This window comes from Mycobacterium celatum, from assembly GCF_002101595.1.
Taxonomy (GTDB): domain Bacteria; phylum Actinomycetota; class Actinomycetes; order Mycobacteriales; family Mycobacteriaceae; genus Mycobacterium; species Mycobacterium celatum.
In genome coordinates this window covers 224,330-246,119 of sequence record NZ_LQOM01000031.1, presented here as the reverse complement: position 1 = coordinate 246,119, position 21,790 = coordinate 224,330, and the positions used below count along the sequence as shown (strand labels likewise).

Sequence of the window (21,790 nt, the reverse complement as noted above, 5' to 3'; positions counted from 1 at the left end):
CCAACGCCCACGGCCAAAAAGTCCAAACCGCCGGATCCAACATGGCCAGCACCGACTCCGCCGTCGGCTCCAGCTGGGCCTAACCCCCCAACCCACCAGTGGCCCGCACACCCCCCGGTGTGCGGGCCACACCACGTTCGCGGCTAGCCGGCCATGGGCGAGTGCGGCAACACGCTGGACCGCAACCCGATCGACCTCACTGCCCCGTCGGCTTCACGCCCGGTCACGCTCGGGAAGGTGACCTTGGGCATCCCCGACGCACCGGTTGTCGACACGGCCGGAGCGGCACCGAGGTTGGCGCCGGGCAACGGCATCGCGCTGGCCGGGCCGATCGATCCCAGTTGCCCGAGGTTGGCCCAGCTCTGCGGCACGGAGAGCCCGCCGAGCGACGCGGCCTGGCCGAGGCTGGCCGAGGCGCCGGCACCGCCCAACCCGCCCAGGTGCCCGGCGCTGCCCAGCCCCGCCCCCAGCGGCGCCAGGCCACCGAGGCCGCCCAGCGGCCCCAGTCCGCCGGACTCGGTCAGTTCGTCGGCGCCCAGGAAATCCAGGCCTACGCCGATCAGGTCCAGGCCGACGCCGCCGCCGTCCAGGCCGACCAGGCCGACGCCATCCATTTCCAGGCCCACGGTGTCTTCGATCAGACCCAGCGATTCGGTGCCGCCGAACGCGCCGGCCAGCCCGGACAGTGCGCCGCCGCCGACGTCGGCGGTCTTGCTGGCCCCCTTGATGGCGCCCTTGCCCGACGCGCCTGTCAGGGCCGTGAGGGCGCTTGCCGGGGCAGAGGCCGCCGACGTCGCCGCTGACGTCCCGGTGCCCATCACCATCTGCGACATGCCGGACCCCGACCCGGCGGGCGACGCCAGGCTCTGCAACGTCTGCGGCACCGCCGACAGCGACGACGTCATGGTCTGGGCGTGGGTGCCCGCCGAGCTGCCGGCGGACTGGGCCACCGCGGCCGACTGACCGGCCAGCCCGGCCGGGTTGGTGTTCTGCGGCGGCGGACTGAACGGGGCCAGCGTGGAGGCGGCCGCCGAACCGGCGGCATAGCCGTACATCGCCGCGGCATCCTGGGCCCACATCTCGCCGTAGTGCGCCTCGGTGGCCATGATCGCCGGGGTGTTCTGGCCCAGGAAATTGGTGGCTACCAAGGCCATCAGCTGCGCGCGGTTGGCGGCGATCACCGGGGGCGGCACGGTCATCGCGAACGCGGCCTCATAGGCGCTCACCGCTGCCCTGGCCTGGTTGGCCACCTGCTCGCACTGCGCCGCGGTCGCGCTCAGCCAGGCCACGTACGGTGCGGCCGCCGCGCTCATCGCCGCCGATGCCGGGCCCTGCCACGGCCCGGTGGTTAGCCCGGTGACCACGGATTGGTACGACGTCGCCGTGGCGTGCAGTTCGCTTGCGAGCCCGTCCCAGCCCGCCGCGGCCGCCAGCATCGGCCCGGGGCCCGCGCCGGTATACATGCGTGCTGAGTTGATTTCCGGTGGTAGGGCTCCAAAATCCATCGCGAATGCCTTTCGGGTGTTAGCTGGCTCACTCAGATACGGGCCGCATTGGCGGCCTCGGTGGCCGCATACGAACCGGCGCTGGCCGCCAGCGTGCTGACGAACTGTTGGTGAACCGCCAGCGCGTGCGCGCCGATCGCCTGGTACCTGCCGGCCTGCGCGGCGAACTGCGCCGCGGTCAAGGCCGACACTGCGTCGGCGGCCGCTGGGACGACGCCGCCGGTCGGTCCCGCGGCGGCCGCGTTACCGGCGGCCATCGCCGAGCCGATGCCGGTCAGGTCGTCGGCCGCTGCGCTCAGCAACTCCGGATGCGTGGTGACAAATGCTGCGAAAGTCATTGGCTTCTCCTAAGTTCCTCTAACCGCAACCGCGCCGCCGCCTGATCCTCCGCCATTCGTCAATGCCGCTGCCGTCGGCGCGAACACCGGCTATGACGGCACAGATGTTTCGGTACAAGGGAATTCGGACGTGCGCCCTTCATATTGCGGCGCCGCTGACCAACGGCTAAGCACCACAATATTTTTCGGGCAGAAGCCATCTCAAGCAGGCTGATGAGATACATAGAAAACGCATATCTGATTGAGTCGGCGGCACCTCGGGCGATGTCCGCAACATTTGAGAACGATATGAACTCCGTGACAGAGCGATGTGTGCCCGGGAGAATGTAGGAATATGACGGCTGTGTCGGGTTACGGGTCGGGTTACGCGCGCGAACAGCGGCCACGCCAGGCCATCCTCGGGCAGCTGCCCCGGATCAACCGGGCCGACGGCTCACCCATCCGGGTTTTGCTGGTCGACGACGAGCCGGCTTTGACCAACCTGGTCAAGATGGCGTTGCACTATGAAGGCTGGATTGTCGACGTCGCACACAACGGCCGGGAGGCCGTCGCCAAGTTCGACAAGGTCGGCCCCGACGTGCTGGTACTCGACATCATGCTGCCCGACATGGACGGGCTGCAGATTCTGCAGCGGGTGCGTGAATCGGACGCGTACACCCCGACGCTGTTTCTCACCGCCCGCGACTCGGTGATGGACCGGGTGACCGGCTTGACCGCCGGCGCCGACGACTACATGACCAAACCGTTCAGCCTCGAGGAGCTGGTGGCCCGACTGCGGGGGCTGCTTCGCCGCTCCAATCACCTGGCTCCCCCCGCCGAGGAGGAGCTTCGGGTCGGCGACCTCACCCTGGACGGCGCCAGCCGTGAAGTCACCCGCGGCGGGACAACCCTGTCGCTGACGTCGACCGAGTTCGAGCTGCTGCGCTTCCTGATGCGCAACCCGCGCCGGGCGCTGACCCGGACCGAAATACTCGACCGGGTCTGGAACTACGACTTCGCGGGGCGCACCAGCATCGTCGATCTCTACATCTCTTATCTGCGCAAGAAGATCGACGCGGGCCGTGACCCGATGATCCACACCGTGCGAGGCGTCGGATACATGCTGCGACCGCCAGAATGACCCCGCGCCGCCGAGCCGCGCGGTGGTGGTGGCCGCGAACCCTGCGCCGGCAGTTGGTGCTGGGTGTCTGCGCGGTCGTGTGCGTGGTCCTGGTGGCGGTCGACGTCGTGTCGGTGCTGAGCCTGCGCGCGTATGTCACGACGATGAACGACGCCGAAGTCGCCGAATCCCTACAGGCGCTGGAGCATTCGTATACCCGCTATCGCAGCGGCGAAAGTTCGCACAGCGCCTCACCGATCGGGCAGGCGATGCTGGAGTTCACCGGGCAGACGCCGGGCAACCTCATCGCGGTGCTGCACGACGGGGTGGTGGTGGGCTCGGCAGTCTTCTCAGAGGACGAGGCGCAACACGCTCCCCCCGACGTAGTCCGGGCCATCCAAACGCGGTCCTGGACCGATGGCCCGCCGCGCACCGAAGTGCTGGGCAGCCTGGGTTCCTACCGGGTGGACAGCCGAGCCGCCGGAGGTGACCGCTTGCTGGTCGGAGTTTCGCTGAAGCTCGCGAATCGGACCATCGCTCGCCGAACAGTCACCGCCACAGCGCTTTTGGTGGCCGCGCTGCTGCTGACCGCGGCGCTCACGATTACGGTGGTCGGCTACGCGCTGCGCCCGCTTCGCCGCGTCGCGGCCACCGCCGCGGAGGTCGCCGCCATGCCGCTGATCGGCGACGAGCACCGGATCACCACCCGGGTGAAGCCCGACGACACCGATCCCGACAACGAGGTCGGCATCGTCGGGCACACATTGAATCGGCTGCTGGACAACGTCGACAGCGCGCTTGCCCACCGCGCCGAATCCGACCGCCGGATGCGGCAATTCCTCACCGACGCCAGCCACGAACTGCGCACCCCGCTGGCCGCGATTCAGGGCTACGCCGAGCTCACCCGTCAGGACAGCTCGGCGCTGCCGCCGACGACGGAGTACGCGCTGGCCCGCATCGAGTCCGAGGCGCTGCGGATGACCTCGCTTGTCGACGAGTTGCTGCTGCTGTCCCGGCTGGGTGAAGGCGAGGATCTCGACACCGAGGACGTCGATTTGGCCGATGTGGTCATCAACGCGGTCAACGACGCGGCTGTGGCGGCGCCGACCCACAATTGGGTCAACCACCTGCCGGAGGACCCGGTGTGGGTGCGCGGCGACCGCGACCGGCTGCACCAGGCGGTCAGCAACCTGCTGAACAACGCCCACGTGCATACCCCGCCCGGAGTGACGGTGACGACCGCGATCTCGCGCCACCCGGCCGGCGAGGACGGGCCCTACGCGGAGCTGACCGTCGCCGACGACGGTCCCGACATCGAGCCGGATCTGCTGCCGCATCTGTTCGAGCGATTCGTGCGCGGTGACACGGCGCGATCCAACGGATCCGGCAACGGATTGGGCTTGCCGATCGTTGCCTCGATCGTCAAGGCGCACCACGGCTCGGTCACCACCGAATCCGCCGACGGCCAAACGGTGTTCCGGGTTCGCCTACCACTGATCCGCTAGCGCGAGCAGACGCAGAATCGCACGCGGGGCGCCCGCGTGGTGCGATTCTGCGTCTGTTCGCCGTAAAGGTCGCCGCCCAAGCCGTAAAGAAACCGTCAACGGCACCGTCGCCGACAGTGGTGCGGGCATAGCGTCGTTGCAGTCCTGGTCGCCGAGGGCGAGTCGATGCTGCGCGAACGGAGTCGATGTGTCTGTGGTGGTCTATCTGCTGTTGACGGGCGCGGTCTTCGCGCTGCTCGGCGTGGTGCTCAAGTTAGTGGAGCAGCTGTGAACCTCGCCAACGCCGTCGGCCTGGTGCTCGCCACCGCAATGGCGGTGTTCCTCGTTGCGGCCCTGCTGTTTCCGGACCGGTTCTAGTGTTCGCCGTACTCCTGGTGGCGGCGCTGGTGCTTGTCCACGTGCCGCTGGGCGACTACATGTACCGGGTGTACAGCGCCGAACGGCATTGGCGCGCAGAGCGGTTCATCTACCGGCTGATCGGCGCCGACCCTGCTGCCGAGCAGACCTGGGTCGCCTATGCCCGCAGCGTGCTGGCGTTCTCCGCCGTCGGCGTGGTGTTCCTGTTCGTCCTGCAGCTCGTGCAGGGCAAGCTGCCGCTGCATCTGCATGATCCGGCCACCCCGATGACTGCGGCGCTGGCGTGGAACACCGCGGTCAGTTTCGTCACCAACACCAACTGGCAGGCCTATTCCGGCGAGTCGACGCAAGGCCATCTGGTGCAGATGGCCGGTCTGGCGATGCAGAACTTCGTGTCCGCCGCGGTCGGCATGGCGGTCGCCGTCGCATTCGTCCGCGGATTCGTTCGCCGGCACACCGGTGAACTGGGCAACTTCTGGGTGGATCTGGTGCGCGGCACGCTGCGGATCCTGTTGCCGATCGCCGTCATCGGCGCAGTTGTGCTGGTCGCCGGCGGCGTCGTGCAGAACTTCCACCTGCACGACCAGGTGGTCACCACACTCACAGGGTCGCGCCAGACCATCACCGGCGGCCCGGTGGCCAGCCAGGAAGTCATCAAGGAACTCGGCACCAACGGCGGCGGCTTCTACAACGCCAACTCCGCGCATCCGTTCGAAAACCCGACGGCGTGGACGAACTGGATCGAGGTCTTTCTGCTGTCGGTGATCAGCTTCTCGCTGCCCCGTACCTTCGGTCGCCTGGTGGGCAGCACCAAACAGGGCTACGCGATCGTCGCGGTCATGGGCGTCATCGCCGCGGCCAGTGTCAGCGTGCTGACGCTTGTGCAACTGGGGCACCACGGCACCGTCCCCACCGCGGTAGGCGCTGCGACCGAAGGTGTCGAACAGCGTTTCGGGGTGGCGAACTCGGCCGTGTTCGCCGGCATGACCACGCTGACGTCCACGGGCGCAGTCGATTCCATGCACGACTCCTACACCGGCCTGGGCGGCATGCTGCCGTTGTTCAACATGCAGTTGGGTGAGGTCGCGCCCGGCGGTGTCGGCTCGGGTCTGTACGGGATGCTCATTCTCGCGGTGATCACGGTCTTCGTCGCCGGCCTGATGGTCGGGCGCACTCCCGAATATCTTGGCAAGAAGATCACCCCGCGTGAAATCAAGCTCGCTGCAAGCTATTTCCTGGTTACGCCGCTGATCGTGCTGCTCGGGACGGCGACGGCGATGGCGCTGCCGGGTGAGCGCGCAGCGATGTCCAACAGCGGACCGCATGGCTTATCGGAAGTGCTGTATGCGTTCACTTCCGCGGCCAACAACAACGGCTCCGCGTTCGCCGGCCTGGCCGCCGACACGACGTGGTACAACACCGCTTTGGGCCTGGCCATGCTCGTCGGCCGCTTCCTGCCGATCATCCTGGTGCTCGCGCTGGCTGGTTCGCTGGCCCGCCAGGGTATGACGCCGGAATCCGTCGGCACGCTGCCCACCCACGGGCCGCAGTTCGTCGGCCTGGTCGTCGGGGTGACCGTCATCCTGGTTGCCCTCACTTTCCTTCCGGCGCTGGCGCTCGGGCCACTCGCGGAAGGGATTGGTTGACATGCTTTTGCGGACAATGCTTTTGACGTCACTGCCGGCAGCACTGGCCAAGCTCGACCCACGCACCTTGTGGCGCAACCCGGTGATGTTCGTCGTCGAGGTCGGTGCGGCGTGGTCGACGGTGTTGGCAATCGGCAAGCCCAGCTGGTTCGGTTGGCTGGTCGTGTTCTGGCTATGGCTCACTGTGGTTTTCGCCAACCTGGCCGAGGCCGTGGCCGAGGGCCGCGGCAAGGCTCAGGCCGATTCGCTGCGCAAGTCCAAAGCCGACACGCTGGCCCGCCGGCTGCGGGGTTGGGCGCCTGGGGTCGCCGGTGTCGAGGAGCAGGTTCCCGCCCCGATGCTGGCTCAGGGCGACATCGTCGTCGTCGAGGCTGGACAGATCATCCCCGGCGACGGCGACGTCGTGGAAGGCATTGCATCCGTGGACGAGTCGGCGATCACCGGCGAATCGGCACCCGTGATCCGGGAATCCGGCGGCGACCGCTGCGCGGTGACCGGCGGGACGACGGTGCTCTCCGACCGCATCGTCGTCAAAATCACCCAGCAGCCCGGACAAAGCTTCGTGGACCGGATGATCGCTCTGGTCGAGGGCGCCAACCGGCAGAAGACGCCCAACGAGATCGCGCTGAACATCCTGCTGGCCGCGCTGACCATCATCTTCGTGATCGCGGTGGCCACGCTGCAGCCGCTGGCGATCTACGCCAAGACCGACAACCCCGGCGTGCCGGATACCATGGCGCTGGACGGACACGGCGTCACAGGCATTGTGCTGGTGGCGCTGCTGGTGTGCCTGATCCCCACCACGATCGGTGCGCTGCTCTCCGCGATCGGCATCGCCGGCATGGACCGGCTGGTCCAGCGCAATGTGCTGGCCATGTCCGGCCGCGCGGTCGAGGCCGCCGGCGACGTCAACACCCTGCTGCTGGACAAAACCGGAACGATCACCCTCGGCAACCGGCAGGCTTCAGAGTTCGTCCCGGTCAACGGGGTAGGCACCGCCGAGTTCGCCGACGCCGCGCAACTGTCCAGCCTCGCCGACGAAACCCCCGAGGGCCGCTCCGTCGTCGTCTACGCGAAAGAGGCGTACGGGCTGCGGGCGCGAACACCCGGAGAACTCGCCGGCGCCAGATGGGTCGAATTCACGGCGGCGACGCGGATGTCGGGCGTGGACATCGACGGACGGCAGTTGCGTAAGGGCGCTGCCACCTCCGTGACCGACTGGGTCCGCGGCCACGGCGGCGCTATCCCGGCGCAGCTCGGACACGCCGTCGACGCCGTCTCCGCTGCGGGCGGAACGCCGCTGGTGGTCGGCGAGGTCACCGCAGCCGACGCCCGGGTGCTCGGCGTCATCCACCTCAAGGACGTGGTGAAGCAAGGCATGCGCGACCGCTTCGACGCCATGCGGCGCATGGGTATCCGGACGGTGATGATAACCGGAGATAACCCATTGACGGCCAAGGCCATTGCCGACGAGGCCGGCGTCGACGACTTCCTGGCCGAGGCCACTCCGGAGGACAAGCTGGTGCTGATCAAGCAGGAACAGGAAGGTGGCCGGCTGGTTGCGATGACCGGCGACGGCACCAACGACGCCCCGGCGCTGGCCCAGGCCGACGTCGGGGTGGCGATGAACACCGGCACCTCCGCCGCCAAAGAGGCTGGCAACATGGTGGATTTGGATTCCGATCCCACCAAGCTGATCGAGATCGTCGAGATCGGTAAGCAACTGTTGATCACCCGTGGTGCACTGACGACGTTTTCGATCGCCAACGACATCGCCAAGTACTTCGCGATCATCCCGGCGATGTTCGTCACACTGTTTCCCGGCCTGGACATCATCAACGTGATGCGGCTGCATAGCCCCGAGTCGGCCATCCTCTCGGCGGTGATCTTCAACGCGCTTGTCATCGTCGCGCTGATTCCGCTGGCGCTGCGCGGCGTGCGATACACACCCAGCCGGGCGTCGAAACTGTTGAGCCGCAACCTTTACCGGTATGGACTCGGCGGAATCGTCACACCGTTCATCGCGATCAAGCTCATCGACCTTGCGGTCCAACTACTCCCAGGGATGACCTGATATGAAGGGCGCCAACCTTTTTCGGCAGCACTGGGCCGCACTGCGCGCACTGCTCGTCTTCACCGTGATCCTCGGCGTGGGCTACCCGCTGCTTATTTGGCTGCTCGCGCAGCTGCCCGGCCTGCACGACAAGGCCCAGGGGTCGGTCATCCGGGTCGACGGCAAACCGGTGGGCAGCAGGCTGATCGGGCAATCGTTCAGCGACGCCGCGGGCAACCCGTTGCCGCAGTACTTTCAGCCGCGACCCTCGGCCAGCGGATACGACCCGCTGGCCAGCGGTGGCAGCAACCTCGGACCGGAAGACATCGTCGACACCGCGGCCCGTAAGAGCTTGCTGACGCTGGTGTGTTCGCGCAGTAAGGTCGTAGGCGACCTCGAAGGGGTCGACGGTTCGCGCCCGTTTTGCACCGGCAGTGGCGTCGGCGCGGTGTTGTCGGTGATCGGTCCGCGTGACGACCGGGGCAACGTCGTGCATCCGACGCGGGTCGTCAGCGTCAACGAGCCGTGCACGACCACCGGCAGGCCCTTCCTGAACAGCTACAACGGGATACGCGTCGAGTGCGCGCGGGCCGGCGAGGACTATTCGGCGGGCCAGCTGGTGCCGATTCGCGGTGCCGCGCCCACTGATCCGCGCGTACCCGCCGACGCCGTCACCGCGAGCGGCAGCGGTCTGGACCCGGATATCTCGTCCGCCTATGCCGAAATCCAGGTCGACCGGGTTGCCCGGGTCCGGCATGTGACCGCCGAGCAGATCCGCGCCGTGGTGCGGCAGACCGGCGGAAACAGGGTCAACGTGCTGGTGCTCAACCTCGAACTCGACCGAAAGTATCCGCTCACTGGTGGATGATGGTGTGGTGAGCGTCGCCGAACACGGCCCCAAACGCGGGGAGCTGCGTATCTATCTGGGGGCGGCGCCCGGTGTCGGTAAGACATTCGCGATGCTCTCGGAGGCACACCGGCGGCTGGAACGCGGCACCGACGTGGTGGCGGCCATTGTCGAGACTCATGGCCGCCGCAAAGTCGCTGAGCTGCTCGACGGAATCGAGATCGTCTCCCGCCACTACATCGAATACCGGGGCAGCCGGTTCGCCGAGCTCGACGTGCCGGCGGTGCTGGCGCGCCGCCCGCAGGTGGTGCTGGTCGACGAGCTGGCGCACACCAATGCACCGGGAAGCAAGAATGCCAAGCGATGGCAGGACATCGAGGAGCTGCTCGATGCCGGTATCACGGTGATCTCCACGGTCAACATCCAGCATCTGGAGAGCCTCAACGACGTTGTCGCCCAGATCACCGGCATCGTCCAGCAGGAAACGGTGCCGGATTCGATTGTGCGGCAAGCCTCGCAGATCGAGCTGATCGACATTGCGCCGGAAGCGCTGCGGCGCAGGTTGTCCCACGGCAACGTCTATGCGCCCGAGAAGATCGACGCCGCGCTGTCCAACTACTTCCGCAGCGGAAACCTTACCGCGCTGAGGGAACTCGCGCTGCTGTGGCTCGCCGACCAGGTTGATGCCGCCCTGGCCAAGTACCGGGCCGATAAACGGATCACCGACACGTGGGAGGCGCGTGAGCGCGTCGTCGTCGCCGTCACCGGCGGGCCGGAGTCGGAAACGCTGGTGCGGCGGGCGTCCCGGATAGCGACGAAGTCCAGCGCCGAACTGATGGTGGTGCACGTCCTGCGCGGCGACGGGCTTGCCGGCGCGCCGGCGCCCCGGATCGGCAAGATTCGTGAACTGGCGACCAGCCTCGACGCGTCCATGCACATCGTGGCCGGCGACGATGTCCCCACGGCGCTGCTGGATTTCGCCCGCCAGATGAACGCCACTCAGTTGGTGATCGGCACCTCGCGGCGCTCCCGGTGGGCGCGGATCCTCGACGAGGGTATCGGCGCGCGGGTCGTGCAGCGCTCCGGCAAGATCGACGTGCACATCGTGACGCACGAGGAATCCAAACGTTTCCGGGCAACACCGATCTCACCACGCGAACGGCGCGCCGCATCATGGCTGGCGGCTGTCGTTGTGCCGTCTGCGATCTGCGCCATCACGGTAGCGGTGCTGGACCGATTCCTCGGCATCGGCGGGGAAAGCGCGATGTTCGTGATCGGTGTGCTGCTGGTGGCGCTGCTGGGAGGCGTTGCGCCGGCAGCGGTTTCGGCGGTGCTGTCCGGGCTGCTGTTGAACTACTTCCTGACTGCGCCGCGGCACAGCTTTACCATCGCCGAACCCGACGCCGCCGTCACCGAGCTGGTGCTGTTGCTGGTCGCGGTCGCGGTGGCGGCTCTGGTCGACGGCGCGGCCAAGCGGGCCCGGGAAGCCGGACGGGCATCGCAGGAAGCCGAACTGCTCACGCTGTTCGCCGGATCGGTGCTGCGCGGCGCTGATCTCGAGACACTGCTCGAGCGGGTACGCGAGACCTACTCGCAGCGCACGGTCAGCATCCTGCGAGAACGCAACGGTGACAGCTACCTTGTCGCCGCGGTAGGCAGCGACCCTTGCGCCACAGTCGATTCCGCCGACACCGCGATCGACGTCGGTGACGAGGAGTTCTGGATGTTGATGGCCGGGCGCAAACTGCCCGCTCGCGACCGCCGAGTGCTGTCCGCGGTGGCCAAGCAAGCCGCCGGTCTGATCAGGCAACGCGAACTGGCCGAGGAGGCCGGCAGAGCCGAAGCGATCGAGCAGACCGACGAGCTGCGCCGGTCTCTGCTTTCGGCGGTCAGCCACGATCTGCGCACGCCGCTGGCCGCGGCCAAAGTCGCGGTGTCGAGCCTGCGCGCCGAGGACATCGACTTCTCGCCCGAGGACACCGCCGAATTGCTTGCCACCATCGAAGAGTCGATCGATCAGCTCACCGCGCTGGTGGGCAACCTGCTCGACTCGTCACGGCTGGCGGCCGGCGTGATCCGGCCCGAGCTGCGACGGGTGTACCTGGAGGAGGTTGTGCAGCGCGCTCTGGTCGGTATCGGCAAGGGTGCCACCGGTTTTCTGCGATCCGGGGTCGACCGGGTCAAGGTCGACGTCGGCGGCGAGGTGGTGATGGCCGATGCCGGACTGCTCGAGCGGGTGCTGGCCAACCTGATCGACAACGCGTTGCGCTATGCGCCCAACTGCGTGGTGCGCGTCAACGCCGGACGCGTCGGTGACCGCGTGCTGATCAATGTCGTCGACGAAGGGCCGGGCATTCCGGATGGCGCCGAGGATCACCTCTTCGAAGCCTTTCAGCGGCTGGGTGATCACGACAACACCACCGGTGTGGGACTGGGATTGTCGGTGGCGCGCGGTTTCGTCGAGGCGATGGGTGGCACGATCCAAACCACCGACACACCCGGTGGCGGGCTGACCGTCGTCGTGGAACTGGCCGCGCCGCGGGAGCCCCAATGACCCGCGTTCTGGTAATAGACGACGAGCCGCACATCCTGCGCGCGCTGAAGATCAACCTTTCCGTGCGAGGCTACGAGGTCACCACCGCCTCGACCGGCGCGGGCGCCTTGCGTGCAGCCGCCGAACACCGCCCGGACGTGGTGATTCTCGACCTCGGCCTGCCCGACATCTCCGGCATCGAGGTGCTGGCCGGGCTGCGCGGCTGGCTGAACGCGCCGGTGATCGTGCTCTCGGCGCGTACCGACTCTTCCGACAAGGTCGAGGCGCTCGACGCGGGCGCCGACGACTACGTAACCAAGCCGTTCGGGATGGACGAGTTCCTCGCCCGGCTGCGTGCCGCCGTGCGGCGCAACGCCGCAGCGTCCGAGACCGATCAGCCCGTCATCGAAACGGCGGCGTTCACCGTCGATCTGGCGGCCAAGAAGGTCACCAAAAACGGCGCCGAGGTGCACCTGACACCGACCGAATGGGGAATGCTCGAGGTGCTGGTCCGCAACCGCGGCAAACTGGTCGGCCGCGAGGAACTCCTCAAGGAGGTGTGGGGGCCGACGTACGCCACGGAAACACATTATCTGCGTGTCTATCTGGCGCAGCTGCGTCGCAAGCTCGAAGATGACCCGTCGCGTCCGCAGCACCTGCTGACCGAAGCGGGCATGGGTTATCGCTTCGAGCCGTAGCCCCTCCGCGCCAAACGTGCACTCAGGGCGGAAATCCCGCGAAAAACCCGCCGCCAGTGCACGTTCGGCGCGCGTCACGCGAGCGACAGTGCGATCCCATCGAGAATATCGTGTTCGCTGACCACCAACTCCTCGATGCCGGCGTGCTCGCGTAGCGCGAACGCCAACTCCTCCACCACGATCGCTCCGGCGCCGATCACGTCGGCGCGGCCCTCGTGCATGGGCCCCAATGCGGCACGCTGCGCACGGGTCATCGCGATCAAGCCGTCGCAAACGTGCAGCAGCCGGTCGATGCCGACACGCGAAAGATGAATGGCCGCAGAGTCATACGTCGTCATGTCGTGGGCCAGGGCGGCGAGCGTCGTCATCGTGCCGGCCACCCCGACCCAGGTGCGGGCGCCCTGCACGGGGACCGCGCGCAACGCCTCGCCGAGCCGCTCGCGGACCAGCTCACGGGCCGCGGTCACCTCGCCGGGAGTCGGCGGGTCGGTGTGCAGGCAGCGTTCGGTCACCCGCACGCAGCCGATGTCGGCCGAGAAGCTCGCGATCACACCGGATTCGCCCAGCACGATCTCGGTGGAGCCGCCGCCGAGGTCGACCACCACGAAAGGCGCTCCAGCCGAATCTAATTCGTCCACAGCGCCGCGGAACGACAGTTCGGCCTCCTCGGCGCCGGTGATCACTTCGGCGCTCACGCCCAGCACGTCGGTCGTCATCGCGAAAAAGACGTCGCGGTTGGCGGCGTCGCGGGCGGCCGAGGTGGCGACCATCCGCATCCGCTCCGCGCCGTGCTCGGCGCACAGCGCGGCGTAGTCGACGAGCGCCGCACGGGTACGGTCCAGCGCGTCGGACCCGAACCGGCCGGTTGCGTCGACCCCCTGGCCGAGCCGCACGATGCGCATCTCTCGATGTACGTCGCGCAGGTGGCCGTCGACCTGCTCGGCGATCAGCAACCGAATCGAGTTGGTACCGCAGTCAATTGCCGCGACCCTGGTCATCGCCACTGCTCCGCCACCAGGATCCCGGCCATCGCCGGTTCGTCGGCAAGCACCGCCAGCGCCTCGTCACCGAGCGGATTCACGCCGGGCCCCTTGGCCAGCGAATGCGCGATCAGCACATGCAGGCATTTGACCCGGTCGGGCATTCCGCCGGCGGAAAACGTCGTGCCCAGCGGCTCGATCGCATCACGCTCGGCCAGATACGACTCGTGAGCCCGCCGGTACGCCGCCGCCAGGTCGGGGTCGTGCCGCAGCCGCTCGGTCATTTCCCGCATCATTCCCGACGACTCCAGCCGGCTCGCGGCGGCGGTCAGCACCGGATGTGTCAGGTAGTACAACGTCGGAAACGGCGTGCCGTCAGGCAGTTTCGGCGCGGTCTTCACCACGCCGGGTTCACCGTTGGGACAGCGGTAGGCGATCTCGAGTACTCCCCGCGGCTCGCGGCCAAGCTGGCGCGCCACCGCGTCGAGGTCGGCACGGTCAACCACCGGGCGGCGGAGGGCTCGGCGGCGCGGCCGGCGCCTGCGACGGCGGCCCGTGCGGGGTGTCGGCGATGGTGTGCCACAACGCCGTGTACCACGGGTCGCCCGACGCGGCAGCGGGCACTTCCGCGCCCGGCTGCGTAGGCGCAGCCGCCGACGGCGGCAGCTGCACCTGATAGGGAACCTCACCGGGCATCACGAAACCGAGACGCTCGCGGGCCTGGGCGGCGATGTAGGCCGGGTCGGCCAGCTTGGCCTTCTGCTGCTCGAGGTCGGCGATCTGGCGTCGCAGCGCGGCTTCCGATGCGGCCAGCTGTTTCATCTCGGTGCGCTGCGCGAAATATGTGCGCACGGGCCCGGCGATGGTCAGCGTCAGCACGCAGACGACGGCCGCCAGGATCGCCGCTCGTCGCGCGGTGAGGCCCAGCCGTTGCTCGGAGCGCTGTTCGGCCCTTTCCCGGGCCCCGGCGACGATCCCGCGTTTGACGGGTTCCACCGGCTCGGGCGCAGCGCGTGACCCGTTGGCACCCCGACGACCGGCCGGCGACTTGCGCGGACGGCCCTGGCCCGAATCGCCGGCCTTGCCCGGTCGCGGCGCCGGTGCACGCCGTTTCGGGTCGGGCCGTTTGGCTTCGGGCATGGCAGCCGGCTACTTGGTTTCCAAGCCGTATCGCGGAAAAGCCAGATCGCCGGCATAGCGCGCGGCGTCGCCGAGGGCTTCCTCGATGCGCAGCAGCTGATTGTACTTGGCGACACGCTCGCTGCGCGCCGGCGCGCCGGTCTTGATCTGTCCGCACCCGACGGCGACCGCGAGGTCGGCGATCGTGGTGTCCTCGGTCTCGCCGCTGCGGTGGCTCATCATCGTGCGGTAGCCACTGTGATGGGCCAGCGCCACGGCGTCCAGTGTCTCGGTCAACGTCCCGATCTGATTGACCTTGACCAGCAATGCATTTGCCGCGCCCTTGTCGATACCTTCTTCGAGCCGTTCGGGATTGGTGACAAACAGGTCGTCGCCGACGATCTGCACCCGGTCGCCGATAGCCGTCGTCAGCGCAACCCAGCCTTCCCAGTCGTCTTCGGACAGCGGATCCTCAATGGACACAAGCGGATACGAGTCCAGTAGCTCGGCGTAGAAGCGGGTCATCTCATCGGCGCTGCGGGTGCTGTTCTCGAAGTTGTAGCCGGTGCCGCCGGAGTAGAACTCGGTGGCCGCCGCGTCGAGCGCCAATGCCACGTCGGCGCCGAGTTTGAAACCCGCAGATTGGATCGCCAGGCTGATCACGTCCAGCGCCGCCTTGGTACCCGGCACGTCGGGAGCGAAGCCACCCTCGTCGCCCAGGCCCGTGGACAGACCCTGCTTCTTCAGTTCCGCCTTGAGCGCGTGGTAGACCTCCGCGCCCCAGCGCAGCGCCTCAGAGAAACTCGGCGCACCGATCGGGGCCACCATGAACTCCTGGATGTCCACGCCGGTGTCGGCGTGCGCTCCGCCGTTGAGGATGTTCATCATCGGCACCGGCAGGATGTGCGCGTTGGGTCCGCCGAGGTAGCGGAACAGCGGTAGCGCGGCCGAGTCGGCGGCCGCCTTGGCGACGGCCAGCGAGACGCCGAGGATCGCGTTGGCGCCCAACCGGGACTTGTCCGGGGTACCGTCGAGGTCCACCAGCGCCTGGTCGACCAGCCGCTGGTCGTCGGCGTTGAGTCCGATGACGGCCGGGGCGATCTCGTCGAGCACCACCTGCACGGCCTTCTTCACTCCCTTGCCGCCGTACCGCTCGCCGCCGTCGCGCAGTTCGACGGCCTCGTGCTCGCCCGTCGACGCGCCGGAGGGCACCGCTGCCCGAGCGAATGTCCCGTCGATGAGGGCCACCTCGACCTCGACGGTCGGGTTGCCGCGCGAATCGAGGATCTCGCGAGCCCCGACCTGCTCGATAATGGGCACTGGGTTCTCCTTGCGTCGTTAACTGCGGACCGGATGCAAGCCTAAAGGCGATCACAAGCGCGGCGAAGCCGGACCACGAGGCTAGAGGCGATCGCAAGCGCGGCAGAGCCGGGCGCGGCGGGTCGCCGACCAATGAGCCTAGAGGGAACGGCCGGCCGCATAAGCGGTGGCCCAATCCCGCACTGCCCGCGCGTACTGGTCGGAGTTGTTGTAGGCCCGCAGTGCCGTGATCCACCCGCGCGGTGTGGCGAGATCCTTTCCGCGCCAACACAAATACCCCGCAGCAGACAGGGCGGCGTCGTCGATGTTGTCGACGCTGACTATTCCGTCGTTGTTGGCGTCCACCCCGTACAGCCGCCACGTCTCCGGGATGAACTGCATGGGGCCCATGGCCCGAATCGTGCCGTCGTCGTCGGCGAGGCCACCCGCCTCACTGTCGACGATGTGCAACGTACCGCCGCTGCCATCGAGGCGCACGCCCCGGATCGGCGGACGCACATCGCCGTTGGGCGCCACCGTCGCGTGGCGATAGGTGCCGTGATGGCTTTCGATCTCACCGATGCCGGCCAGCGTTGTCCACGACATGTGGCAGTTGGGGTTCTCGACCTCGGCGACCCGCGCGGCATAGCCGTAGGCCTCCAGCGCGACGACCGGGATTTCCAGCCGCGCCGCGCGCTCGGCGGCCCACTGGTAGAGCTGATCGGCCGGCCGGCCCTTGGCGTGGGTGTCCACGGCCGGAACCGGGTCCCCCGCCGGTGGGGGCACACCCTTGGGAATCGGTGTGCCCAGCTGCCAGGTGCAGCTCGATGCCAGGAGCAGCGCCGTCGCCCCCACGACGGCAACCGCCCGCAGCCAACGCACCGGCGACAAAGCACTCCCCTAAAAACCGTTTTCTCGACCATGGTCCCACGCGACTCGAGCGGATCGCCCCGTCACCGTGGCCGTATCTGCGGCATACCCCGTCTGTCCAGGCCTGACAACGTGCGGTTTGGCCGCTGCGCCGGGCATTTCCGCCGCGACAGTGGCGATGATCACGATCTCGTGCCGGCGGGCTGCGCCGCCGAAGGCTACTCGCCGCGCTCGGCAGGCGGCTCGTCGTCCGGCGCCGGTTCCGCGGGCAGCACCTCGTCGGTCGTCACCTTGCGCGAGCCCTCCGCCTCGTCGGCGGCGATGTCGTCGGCAACCGCTGGCAGCCAGTGTTCGCGCCATTCCTTTTCGGTGATCTCCCCCAGCGGAGCGACGTCCAACTCCTCGGGAACGTCGTCGCCGCGTCGCGCGGAGGCGATCGCCTTCTCCGTGTCGCGAACAGTGTCCATGAATTCCAGAACCGCTGTACGCAAAGCGTCTTCAGCATCAACGTCAGCACCGACGGTGATCGCCGTGATCTCGCGGGGAATCAGGTCGGCCGGCACGCGGGCCTGGCTGGCTCGTCGAATCACCTTCTGCGCCAGTGCCAAAGCGGGCTGCGCGGTGGGAACATTGTCCATCACCGAGTTCCGCGGCTTCGCTTTCTTTTCTAAAGCCTTGCGCTCCTCCCACTGTGCCAGCTGCTCGTCCAGCGAAATCTCTTCGCCGGCAAGGACTCCCGGGACGCGATTGCCGAGCTTGCGCAGCAGCGTATCGGCCACGTCGTCGATGGTGAACGGATGCTGGGGGGCGTCCTCGGCGATGCGGGCGTGGAAGAGCACTTGCAGAAGGACGTCGCCGAGTTCCTCGCGCAGTTCGTCGGCGTTGCCGCTGCGGACCGCGTCGAAAAGCTCGTAAGTTTCCTCGAGGAGGAACCGCCGCAGCGAGTCGTGCGTTTGTTCGCTCTCCCACGGCCCGGCGGTCCGCAGCTTGTCCATCATCGCGACCGCATCGATCAGCCGCTCGCCGGGCTGCGGGTCGGGTGCCGAGATCAGCCGATCCCCCGCCGCCAGCCGCGCCACGACCGCTGGGTGCTCAGGGTCCGACGACAACAAGACCGGCGCGTCGTCACCGGTATACGCCGGCCGGGCCGCCGGCAGCGTCCAGGGCACCGCGACGGGTATCTCCTCGGTGTAGGCCACCTCGCCCAGCAGCAGCTCGATGGCTTCCACCGGTATGAGCGACGGGCGCCGGGGGTCGACCAGGACCACGGTCATCGTGCTTGTCGCTCCGAGGTCACGGCCTTCGTTATACCAAGATCTGCCTGCGGTTTCCCGTCAAGCGCCGATACCAGATCCGCGACCATCTGGACCAGTTCGAGGTCACGGATCCGCGGGGCGCCGACCCCACCGGCGCGCGGGATCGGCACCTGCACCGTCGCCGAAGTGGCGCGATACCGCGCCGCGGGGTACAGCCGCTTGAGCCGCACCTGGGCGGAGTCGGGCAGCGTCATCGGCGCCAAGCGCACCGTCGCCTCCGACGGCGCGGACACCTCGGTGATGCCGACCTCACGGCATAGCAACCGCAGCCGGGCCACCGCCACCAGCCGCTGCGCGGGCTCGGGCAGGGCCCCATAGCGGTCGGTGAGCTCCTCCACGACGGCGGCGATCTCGTCGTCGGAGCCCGCCGCGGCCAGCCGCCGGTACCCCTCCAGTCGCAGCCGGTCGCTGGGAATGTAGTCGGGCGGCAGGTGCGCGTCGACCGGCAGGTCGATCCGCACCTCCTTCGGTTCCTCAGGGCCGGTGACGGTCTTGCCGTCGGCGGCGGCGCGGTACGCCTCGACCGCCTCGCCCACCAGCCGCACGTAGAGGTCGAAGCCCACGCCGGCGACGTGACCGGACTGCTCGACGCCCAGCACGTTGCCGGCGCCGCGGATCTCCAGGTCCTTCATCGCCACCGCCATGCCGGCGCCGAGCTCGTTGTTCTGCGCGATGGTGGCCAGCCGGTCGTAGGCGGTCTCGGTCAGCGGGGCGTGCTGCGGATACAGGAAGTAGGCGTAGCCGCGTTCCCGGCTGCGCCCGACCCGGCCGCGCAGCTGGTGCAGCTGCGAGAGACCGAAGGTGTCGGCACGCTCGACGATCAGCGTGTTGGCGTTGGAGATGTCCAGGCCGGTCTCGACGATCGTGGTGCACACCAGGATGTCGTAGTCCCGGTTCCAGAACCCCTGCACGGTGGATTCCAAAAGGTCTTCGGGCATCTGCCCGTGCGCGACGGCGACGCGAGCCTCGGGAACCAGCGCGCGCACCCGGGCGGCGGCCTGGTCGATGGAGCTGACCCGGTTGTGCACGTAGAAGGCCTGGCCTTCGCGCAGCAGCTCGCGTCTTAATGCCGCGGCGATCTGCTTGTCGTCGTGCGGACCGACGTAGGTCAGGACCGGGTAGCGCTCTTCGGGCGGGGTCAGGATCGTCGACATCTCCCGGATGCCGGCCAGGCTCATCTCCAGCGTGCGCGGGATCGGGGTGGCGCTCATGGTGAGCACGTCGACGTGCGTGCGCAGGCTCTTGATGTGCTCCTTGTGTTCGACGCCGAACCGCTGCTCCTCGTCGACGACCACCAGGCCGAGGTCCTTCCACCGGACCCCAGTCTGCAGCAGCCGATGGGTGCCGATCACGATGTCGACCGACCCGTCGGCCATGCCGTCGATCACCGCGCGTGACTCGGCGGGGTCGGTGAATCGGGACAGCCCCTTGACGGTGACCGGGAAGCCGGCCATCCGCTCCCGGAACGTCTCCAGATGCTGGTCGGCCAGCAGCGTCGTGGGCACCAGCACCGCGACCTGCTTGCCGTCCTGCACCGCCTTGAACGCCGCCCGCACCGCGATCTCGGTCTTGCCGTAGCCGACGTCGCCGCAGATCACCCGGTCCATCGGCACCGGCTTTTCCATGTCGGCCTTGACCTCGGTGATCGCGGTGAGCTGGTCGACGGTCTCGGTGAACCCGAACGCGTCCTCCATCTCTGCCTGCCACGGCGTGTCGGGCCCGAAGGCGTAGCCCGGTGCCGCCTGCCGCTTGGCGTACAGCGACACCAGCTCGCCGGCGATCTCGCGGACCGCTCTGCGGGCCTTGGTCTTGGTGTTAGCCCAGTCGCTGCCGCCCAGCCTCGAAAGCGCCGGCGCCTGCCCGCCCACATAACGGGAGAGCTGGTCCAGCGAGTCCATCGGCACATAGAGCTTGTCGGTATCGCTTTGACCGCGTTTGCTCGACGCGTACTCCAGCACCAGGTATTCGCGCCGCGCACCGCCCACGATGCGCTCGGTCATCTCGACGAACCGCCCGATGCCATGCTGGTCATGCACCACCAGGTCGCCGGCGGTCAGCGCCAGCGGGTCGACGACGTTGCGGCGCTTGGCGGCCAGCCGCTTGCCGTCGGTGGCGGTCACCCGGTTGCCGGTCAAGTCGGTCTCGGTGATGATCACCAGGGCGGCACCGGGGATCACTACGCCGTCGTGCAGGGGGCCCTTGAGCACCCCGACGACGCCGGGTTTGGGCGTCGCGCCGGACTCCAACATCGTTGCGGGCGTGTCGGATTCGGCGAGCTGCTCGACGACGCGGTGCGCGGTTCCGGTTCCGGGTGCGACGACGGCGGCGCAGCCGCCGGTCGCGACGTGGCCGCGCAGCATCGCGAAAATCTCGTCGATGTCGCGTTGATGGCCGCGGGCCGAGGGCGCGGCGCGGACGTCCAGTTCGATCGCCGCCTCGTCGGAGAGCTGGCTCAGCGTCCACCACGGGTGCCCCGAAGACCGAGCCGCCTGCCGCACCTCGTCGAGCTCACGGAAACCCGATCCGCCCAGCTGCTCGACGTCGATCGGCGCGTCGCCACCGACCGCCGCCACCGACCAGGACGCCTCCAGGAATTCGCGGCCGGTCTCGATCAGGTCGGCGGCGCGGGTGCGGACCTTTTCCGGATCGCAGACCAGCACCGGGGTGCCGGGAGCCAGCTGGCCGGTCAGCAACGCCAAGTCGTCGGGCCGCAGCACCGGAAGGAGCGCCTCCATCCCGTCGACCGGGATGCCCTCGGCGAGCTTGGCCAGCATGTCGGCGACGCTGCCGCTGACGGTGTTCTCCGTCGGCGGATGCTGAGCACTCAGCTCGGCGGCGCGGCGGCGCACGTCGTCGGTCAGCAGCAGTTCACGGCAAGCGACGGCGACGACGGTGTCGACATCGATCTCGGGGATGGACCGCTGGTCGGCGACGGCGAACATCCGCATCTCGCTGACTTCGTCGCCCCAGAACTCGACGCGCACCGGGTGCTCGGCGGTCGGCGGGAAGACGTCGAGGATGCCGCCACGGACCGCGAATTCGCCGCGCCGGCCGACCATGTCGACGCGGGTGTAGGCCAGCTCGACCAGCCGGGCGATCACGTCTTCGAAGGCGATCTCGTCGCCGACGGCCAGGGTCAGCGGTTCCAGCTGACCGAGCTGCGGCGTCATCGGTTGCAGCAACGAGCGCACCGCGGTGACCACCACCTGCAGCGGCGGACCCAGGCGGGCGTCGTCGGGATGGGCCAGCCGGCGCAGCAGCATCAGCCGCGCGCCGACGGTGTCCACGCCGGGCGAGAGCCGCTCGTGCGGCAGCGTCTCCCAGGACGGGAACGTCGCCGCCGCGTCGCCGAAGACGCCCCGCAACTCGGCGGTTAGGTCGTCGGCTTCGCGGCCGGTGGCGGTGACCACCAGCAACGGGCCCTGACGGGCCAGCGCGGCGGCCACGAACAGCCGGGAGCTGGCCGGTCCGACCAGCGCCAATTCGGCGGGTCGATCGGCGCTCTGCTCGATGAGTTGCTGAAACGTCGGCGCACTGAGCGCCAACTCCACCAGCCCCGCGATCGGGGTTTCGGTCATGATGGCGCCATTGTATGCGTCGACCGATTCACGTTGCGGCACTGGCC

General features: G+C 68.3%; 17 protein-coding genes and 1 pseudogene. 9 read left to right on the top strand and 9 right to left on the bottom strand.

Features of this window, described 5'->3' with window-relative positions; genetic code table 11:
• A pseudogene (locus tag AWB95_RS14615) lies at positions 1–83 on the top strand (type VII secretion protein EsxI); the annotation flags it as partial.
• A 60-nt stretch (positions 84–143) separates the two neighbouring features.
• Here AWB95_RS14615 and AWB95_RS14610 read toward each other — a convergent pair.
• Positions 144–1,505 carry a PPE family protein gene (locus tag AWB95_RS14610; RefSeq protein ID WP_085168348.1) on the bottom strand — a complete coding sequence of 454 codons (1,362 nt, stop codon included), beginning with the start codon at positions 1,503–1,505 and terminating at the stop codon, positions 144–146.
• A 32-nt stretch (positions 1,506–1,537) separates the two neighbouring features.
• Entirely contained in the window at positions 1,538–1,843 is a 306-nt protein-coding gene (locus AWB95_RS14605; RefSeq protein WP_085168347.1) for a PE family protein, read from the bottom strand.
• Between the two features lie 334 nt (positions 1,844–2,177).
• Here AWB95_RS14605 and AWB95_RS14600 point away from each other — a divergent pair, with 334 nt between their 5' ends.
• From AWB95_RS14600 to AWB95_RS14565, 8 genes are all read left to right on the top strand, one after another.
• Positions 2,178–2,963, top strand: coding sequence for a response regulator transcription factor (locus AWB95_RS14600; protein WP_062539596.1), 786 nt, complete (start codon positions 2,178–2,180; stop codon positions 2,961–2,963).
• Positions 2,960–4,447 (top strand): sensor histidine kinase, encoded by a 1,488-nt coding sequence (locus AWB95_RS14595; RefSeq protein ID WP_062539597.1) that lies wholly within the window; start codon positions 2,960–2,962, stop codon positions 4,445–4,447. Before AWB95_RS14600 ends, AWB95_RS14595 begins: the two co-directional genes overlap by 4 nt.
• Positions 4,448–4,714: 267 nt before the next feature.
• Positions 4,715–4,804 carry a K(+)-transporting ATPase subunit F gene (gene kdpF / locus AWB95_RS23785; RefSeq protein ID WP_084707058.1) on the top strand — a complete coding sequence of 30 codons (90 nt, stop codon included), beginning with the start codon at positions 4,715–4,717 and terminating at the stop codon, positions 4,802–4,804.
• The gene (kdpA, locus tag AWB95_RS14585; RefSeq protein ID WP_062539599.1) at positions 4,804–6,450 is read left to right on the top strand and encodes a potassium-transporting ATPase subunit KdpA; all 1,647 of its coding nucleotides are present in this window, start codon (positions 4,804–4,806) and stop codon (positions 6,448–6,450) included. The genes kdpF and kdpA overlap by 1 nt, the downstream gene beginning before the upstream one ends.
• Position 6,451: 1 nt before the next feature.
• Positions 6,452–8,524 carry a potassium-transporting ATPase subunit KdpB gene (gene kdpB / locus AWB95_RS14580; protein WP_084707059.1) on the top strand — a complete coding sequence of 691 codons (2,073 nt, stop codon included), beginning with the start codon at positions 6,452–6,454 and terminating at the stop codon, positions 8,522–8,524.
• Between the two features lies 1 nt (position 8,525).
• Positions 8,526–9,371: a potassium-transporting ATPase subunit C gene (locus AWB95_RS14575; protein WP_062539601.1), complete on the top strand. Its 846-nt coding sequence runs from the start codon at positions 8,526–8,528 to the stop codon at positions 9,369–9,371.
• Positions 9,352–11,904, top strand: a complete 2,553-nt coding sequence (locus tag AWB95_RS14570) for a sensor histidine kinase (protein ID WP_232315645.1) — start codon at positions 9,352–9,354, stop codon at positions 11,902–11,904. Before AWB95_RS14575 ends, AWB95_RS14570 begins: the two co-directional genes overlap by 20 nt.
• The gene (locus tag AWB95_RS14565; protein WP_085168346.1) at positions 11,901–12,581 is read left to right on the top strand and encodes a response regulator; all 681 of its coding nucleotides are present in this window, start codon (positions 11,901–11,903) and stop codon (positions 12,579–12,581) included. The genes AWB95_RS14570 and AWB95_RS14565 overlap by 4 nt, the downstream gene beginning before the upstream one ends.
• A 74-nt stretch (positions 12,582–12,655) precedes the next feature.
• Here the strand turns inward: AWB95_RS14565 and AWB95_RS14560 are convergent, their stop codons facing one another.
• The 7 genes from AWB95_RS14560 to mfd form a co-directional block, all read right to left on the bottom strand.
• Positions 12,656–13,585, bottom strand: a complete 930-nt coding sequence (locus tag AWB95_RS14560) for a Ppx/GppA phosphatase family protein (RefSeq protein WP_169714684.1) — start codon at positions 13,583–13,585, stop codon at positions 12,656–12,658.
• Positions 13,576–14,067, bottom strand: a complete 492-nt coding sequence (locus AWB95_RS14555) for a DUF501 domain-containing protein (RefSeq protein WP_062539603.1) — start codon at positions 14,065–14,067, stop codon at positions 13,576–13,578. Before AWB95_RS14555 ends, AWB95_RS14560 begins: the two co-directional genes overlap by 10 nt.
• Positions 14,060–14,701 carry an FtsB family cell division protein gene (locus AWB95_RS14550; RefSeq protein WP_085168345.1) on the bottom strand — a complete coding sequence of 214 codons (642 nt, stop codon included), beginning with the start codon at positions 14,699–14,701 and terminating at the stop codon, positions 14,060–14,062. The genes AWB95_RS14555 and AWB95_RS14550 overlap by 8 nt, the downstream gene beginning before the upstream one ends.
• 9 nt (positions 14,702–14,710) lie before the next feature.
• A complete protein-coding gene (eno, locus tag AWB95_RS14545) occupies positions 14,711–16,000 on the bottom strand; it encodes a phosphopyruvate hydratase (protein ID WP_085168344.1) in 1,290 nt (429 codons plus the stop codon).
• Between the two features lie 138 nt (positions 16,001–16,138).
• Positions 16,139–16,870 carry a lytic transglycosylase domain-containing protein gene (locus AWB95_RS14540; protein ID WP_062541685.1) on the bottom strand — a complete coding sequence of 244 codons (732 nt, stop codon included), beginning with the start codon at positions 16,868–16,870 and terminating at the stop codon, positions 16,139–16,141.
• Between the two features lie 197 nt (positions 16,871–17,067).
• The gene (locus tag AWB95_RS14535) at positions 17,068–18,123 is read right to left on the bottom strand and encodes a nucleoside triphosphate pyrophosphohydrolase (protein ID WP_062541684.1); all 1,056 of its coding nucleotides are present in this window, start codon (positions 18,121–18,123) and stop codon (positions 17,068–17,070) included.
• A complete protein-coding gene (gene mfd, locus AWB95_RS14530; RefSeq protein ID WP_085168352.1) occupies positions 18,120–21,743 on the bottom strand; it encodes a transcription-repair coupling factor in 3,624 nt (1,207 codons plus the stop codon). The genes AWB95_RS14535 and mfd overlap by 4 nt, the downstream gene beginning before the upstream one ends.
• Between the last annotated feature and the right edge of the window lie 47 nt (positions 21,744–21,790).

What these genes read in the sequence shown, in the direction of transcription:
- AWB95_RS14610 (WP_085168348.1), bottom strand. Translation starts at nt 1,505, where the DNA reads ATGGATTTTGGAGCCCTACCACCGGAAATCAACTCAGCACGCATGTAT.
- AWB95_RS14605 (WP_085168347.1), bottom strand. Translation starts at nt 1,843, where the DNA reads ATGACTTTCGCAGCATTTGTCACCACGCATCCGGAGTTGCTGAGCGCA.
- AWB95_RS14600 (WP_062539596.1), top strand. Translation starts at nt 2,178, where the DNA reads ATGACGGCTGTGTCGGGTTACGGGTCGGGTTACGCGCGCGAACAGCGG.
- AWB95_RS14595 (WP_062539597.1), top strand. Translation starts at nt 2,960, where the DNA reads ATGACCCCGCGCCGCCGAGCCGCGCGGTGGTGGTGGCCGCGAACCCTG.
- kdpB (WP_084707059.1), top strand. Translation starts at nt 6,452, where the DNA reads ATGCTTTTGCGGACAATGCTTTTGACGTCACTGCCGGCAGCACTGGCC.
- AWB95_RS14575 (WP_062539601.1), top strand. Translation starts at nt 8,526, where the DNA reads ATGAAGGGCGCCAACCTTTTTCGGCAGCACTGGGCCGCACTGCGCGCA.
- AWB95_RS14565 (WP_085168346.1), top strand. Translation starts at nt 11,901, where the DNA reads ATGACCCGCGTTCTGGTAATAGACGACGAGCCGCACATCCTGCGCGCG.
- AWB95_RS14550 (WP_085168345.1), bottom strand. Translation starts at nt 14,701, where the DNA reads ATGCCCGAAGCCAAACGGCCCGACCCGAAACGGCGTGCACCGGCGCCG.
- AWB95_RS14535 (WP_062541684.1), bottom strand. Translation starts at nt 18,123, where the DNA reads ATGACCGTGGTCCTGGTCGACCCCCGGCGCCCGTCGCTCATACCGGTG.
- mfd (WP_085168352.1), bottom strand. Translation starts at nt 21,743, where the DNA reads ATGACCGAAACCCCGATCGCGGGGCTGGTGGAGTTGGCGCTCAGTGCG.